Source organism: Bifidobacterium vansinderenii (assembly GCF_002234915.1).
Lineage (GTDB): Bacteria > Actinomycetota > Actinomycetes > Actinomycetales > Bifidobacteriaceae > Galliscardovia > Galliscardovia vansinderenii.
The window spans coordinates 1-4,363 of sequence record NZ_NEWD01000040.1 but is presented as its reverse complement, the minus strand read 5'-3'; the positions used below and the strand labels follow the sequence as shown (position 1 = coordinate 4,363).

The 4,363-nt window shown below is 58.2% G+C and carries 4 protein-coding genes; 2 read left to right on the top strand and 2 right to left on the bottom strand.

Features of this window, described 5'->3' with window-relative positions; translation table 11 throughout:
- Positions 1 to 227: hypothetical protein (locus Tam10B_RS13640; RefSeq protein ID WP_233133715.1), on the bottom strand; the 227-nt coding region annotated here is incomplete at its 3' end.
- A gap of 370 nt (positions 228 to 597) precedes the next feature.
- On the opposite strand from Tam10B_RS13640, the gene Tam10B_RS11880 reads away from it, so the two are divergent.
- On the top strand, positions 598 to 1,974 hold the full coding sequence (locus Tam10B_RS11880; protein ID WP_093961458.1) for a sugar porter family MFS transporter: 1,377 nt from the start codon (positions 598 to 600) through the stop codon (positions 1,972 to 1,974).
- A 234-nt stretch (positions 1,975 to 2,208) separates the two neighbouring features.
- Positions 2,209 to 3,726: an L-arabinose isomerase gene (araA, locus tag Tam10B_RS11875; RefSeq protein WP_093961457.1), complete on the top strand. Its 1,518-nt coding sequence runs from the start codon at positions 2,209 to 2,211 to the stop codon at positions 3,724 to 3,726.
- Here the strand turns inward: araA and Tam10B_RS13075 are convergent.
- Positions 3,723 to 4,103 (bottom strand): hypothetical protein, encoded by a 381-nt coding sequence (locus Tam10B_RS13075; protein ID WP_143248599.1) that lies wholly within the window; start codon positions 4,101 to 4,103, stop codon positions 3,723 to 3,725. The two genes, araA and Tam10B_RS13075, sit on opposite strands and share 4 nt — an antisense overlap.
- Positions 4,104 to 4,363: the final 260 nt, after the last annotated feature.

Here is a 4,363-nt window from a genome sequence, read left to right as displayed (position 1 = left end):
GATAGTCCCATCTGGATGACGATATCGCCGAGGATACATCCGGTTCCGGCTTCTGCGCGCTCCTTCGGGTGGAGGATTGGCTTCGAGGATCCGTGATCTTGCATGATTCGCCGGCGGAATGTGGGATGTTGGTTCCCTGTATTCGCGTATTCAATATATTCACGATATTCACTCGTGTCCTCCATGTGTTCGTAACGCGCGACACGCCCGAAGTTATGGCCGGTCATCGATTTTCTTTATTTGTAATTAGTTTCATGGCGTGCTCAGCATTGAGCATGAAGTCACAAAATAGCACAAATATGTGCGTTAATGAGTAGAAAATCAATAAAAGATGTTCACTTAAGGTTGATTTATGTGAGCGCTCTCAGTTTTTTGGAAAATTGCGGAAAACGCATGGTAAACCACGGATGTGAACGATGCGCATTCGGCTTGACATGATTTTTTGTGAGCGGTAACATTTCTATCAGCTACCGAGATAGGAACAAACTTGGGCGAACATGTTCGTTCCTGATCGATTGGCCGACGGAGTCCTCCGGTTCGTTGGTGTCCCGTGCAGGGCTTCCGTCACAAGGGTGAAACAAAAATCAAGGAAGAACAATGTCTCAGACTTCTCAGGCGAGCGCTGTCAAGCAGGGCTCGATGAAATATGTGGTCATTCTGGCGATCAGCGCCGGTCTGGCTGGTCTGCTGTACGGTTACGATACCGTGAGCATCTCGGGTGCCATCGTGTACCTGACCGCTAAGTGGGATCTCACCGCTGGCATGGAGGGTCTCATCATCTCCTCCATCATGATCGGTGGCGTGATCGGTGTGGGTGTCTCCGGCTTCATCTCCGATCGCATCGGTCGTCGTCCGGTGCTGATGATCGGTGCCGCCGCCTTCTTCGTGGCTGCCCTGTGGTCCGCCATGGTGAACGATCCGACCTCCATGATCATCGCTCGTATCCTCGGTGGTCTGGGCATCGGTCTCGCCTCCTCGCTGTCCATCACCTACATCACTGAGTGCGCTCCGGCCAAGTACCGTGGCACCCTGTCCTCGATGTACCAGCTGCTTACCATTCTTGGTATCTTCCTGACCAACCTCATCAACTTCTGGATCGCCGGCTTCGGTGGCATCCACTCCGACTTCGCCGATCACGCCTGGCGTTGGATGCTGGGCATCGGCGCCGCTCCGGCCCTGATCCTCTTCATCGCTCTGGCCGTGTCTCCTGAGTCCCCGCGCTTCCTGCTGCAGTCCGGCAACCAGGAGAAGGGCTTCGCCGTGCTCGAGCGCATCGGCGGCACCGAGAACGCCAAGCAGGAAGTCAAGGAGATCAACGCCTCCATCGCCGAGAACGCCAAGGGCAAGCTCTCCGATCTGTTCCACGCTCCGCTGGCTCACGCCATGGTCATCGGCATCTTCCTGGCTATCTTCAACCAGGCCGTTGGTCAGAACGCCATCTCCTACTACGCTCCGACCATCTTCAAGCCGATCTTCAAGGGCGACACCGCTTCCTTCCTGTGCTCCACGCTGATCGGTCTGGTCGAGTTGGTCCTTACCTTCGTCGGCATGTACCTGATCGATAAGCTCGGTCGTAAGCCCCTGATGCTCGCCGGTTCTCTCGGCATGTGCGTCTTCTACTTCCTCATGGGTCTGTCCATGCTGCTCAACTGGTCCGGTATCCTCACGCTGATCTTCGCCTGCCTGGTCATCGCGTCCTTCGCCTTCTCGATGGGCCCGGTCACCTGGGTTATGATCTCCGAGCTCTTCCCGACCTACCTGCGTGGCCGCGCTTCCGGTCTGTGCACCGTGTTCCTGTGGGGCGCCAACTTCCTGGTCGCTCAGTTCACCCCGGTCATGTTCAGCGCCTGGGGCGGCGGCACCTTCATCTTCTGGGCCGCCATGGATCTCATCGCCTTCCTTGGCGTGAAGTTCCTGGTGCCTGAGACCAAGGGCAAGACCCTTGAGGAGATCCAGTCCTTCTGGACCAAGTGATTTCCACTCGGATCTGATCCACTTCGATCTCGTGACGGGTCGTCAAGGCGGTCCGGTCCTCCGGGCCGCCCGACCCCAGCGTGATCGCACCAAAAAATTGAACTTTGTCAGGCGACGCGGTTGCCTGACAAAACCGCTACTGCTACACTGAACAGTAGCTGGTATGTGAGCGTTCACATATCGCTTCGAAAACTTAACTCCAACCAAAAAGCACACAGCACAAAGGAGTCAATTATGGTTATGGAGAACCCCTTCGAGGGCAAGGAAATCTGGTTCGGCGTCGGCTCGCAGGACCTCTACGGTGAGGAAGCCCTTCGCCAGGTGGCCATCCACTCCGGCGAAATGGTGGACTACCTGAACAAGACCGGCAAGATCCCGGCCAAGATCGTTCTCAAGCCCACTCTGAAGTCCTCCGACGGCGTGAAGGAATTCATGGTCGAAGCCTCCGCCAACCCGAACGTGATCGGCGTCATCACCTGGTGCCACACCTTCTCCCCGGCCAAGATGTGGATCCGTGGCCTCGAAGTGCTGACCAAGCCGCTGCTGCAGCTGGCCACCCAGCACCACAAGGAGATCCCGTGGGAGACCATCGACATGGACTTCATGAACCTGAACCAGGCCGCCCACGGCGACCGTGAGTTCGGTTACATCGTCTCCCGCCTCGGCATCCCGCGCAAGATCGTCGTCGGCCACTACACCGACCCCGAGGTCGCCGAGAAGGTCGGCACCTGGGCTCGCGCCTGCGCCGGCTGGGACGCCTCCAACAACATGAAGGTCATGCGCTGGGGCGACAACATGCGTAACGTCGCCGTCACCGAAGGCGACAAGACCGAAGCCGAGCGCGTGTTCGGCGCCTCCATCAACACCTGGGCCGTCAACGAGCTCGTCGCCGCCTACGACAAGGTGAAGGACGATCAGGTCAAGGCCCTCATCGAGGACTACAAGGCCAAGTACGACGTGGATCCGGCCCTGCTGGACGCCAAGTACGACTCCCTCTTCATCGCGGCCAAGGAAGAGGCCGCCATGGTCAACATGATGCGCGAGAACGGCTGCACCGCCGGCGTTGACAACTTCGAGGACCTCGGCGCCCTCCCGCAGCTGCCCGGCGTTGGCCCGCAGCGCTTCCCGTCCGAGTACGGCTGGGGCTTCTCCGCCGAAGGCGACTGGAAGACCTCCGTCCTCGTCCGCATCGGTGCCGTCATGGGCTACGGCCTCGAGGGTGGTGCCTCCCTCATGGAGGACTACTCCTACAACTTCACCGAAGGCGACGAGCTCGACATGGGCTCCCACATGCTCGAGGTCTCCCCGGCCATCGGCACCATCGCCAAGCCGAAGCTCGAGATTCACCCGCTCGGCATCGGCGGCAAGGCCGACCCGGTCCGCCTCGTCTTCTCCGGCAAGCCCAAGAAGGACGCCGTCGTCGTCTCCATGGCCGACGAGCGCGAGCGCTTCCGCCTCCTCATGGACGTCGTCGACGTCGTCGAGCCACAGGGCTCCCTCCAGAAGCTCCCCTGCGCCCGCGCCGTCTGGAAGCCGCAGCCGTCCCTGAAGACCGCCGTCCAGTGCTGGATCACCGCCGGCGGCTCCCACCACACCTGCATGACCACCTCCGTCGGTCGTGAGGCTTGGGAAGACTTCGCCCGCATCGCCGGTGTCGAACTCGCCGTCATCGACGAGAACACCACCGCTCGCCAGTTCGAGAAGGAACTGGAGCTGTCGGAGATGTACCACCGTCTCAACAACCGCCACTAAAAATATTGCGGTGATGGAGCGTCATCGGCACAGTGGAAGACTCGACGTACCATTTGTACGCCTTCGCCTTCCACTGCACCGATGCCGCACGCATCACCACAATATTTTTGGGTAACAACTGAATAACGAGTTATTCGGTTGTATTGCCTGATCGGAGATGGATCGGTTTCTTCGATCGGGCAAAAACCGGATGTCGAAGTCAGTGCTTCGGTGTTCGGATGAATCTGAGACGGTTGCCATTCGGCTGATGACGGATGACGACCGGCAAAGATCTCCTTTGTGGGTGTGCGATGACATTTTGTCGCCGCACACCAAGCAGTAGTTATTCTCTTTCTTTTCTTCTCTCCTTCCTTCCCAAAAGGGCCGCTTCCAATCACGGAAGCGGCCCTTTTTTCTTTCCGTATGCGTTCCGTCCTCGATCGAACATCGGCCGGGCCCAAGCGAATCGACTGTCAGGCAAACAGTTCGTGATAGTTCGGTGAAACAGGGTGTGATACGGGATTCGTCGAATACATGCGATCCCAATACATCGTCAATATTCAGTGGGTATTTCACCGCGATAGGGGGAGTGTTGCGGGGGCTACAGACCTGCTACACGGTTGGTTAGCGTGATGCATTGAACTATCTCCATAAGACC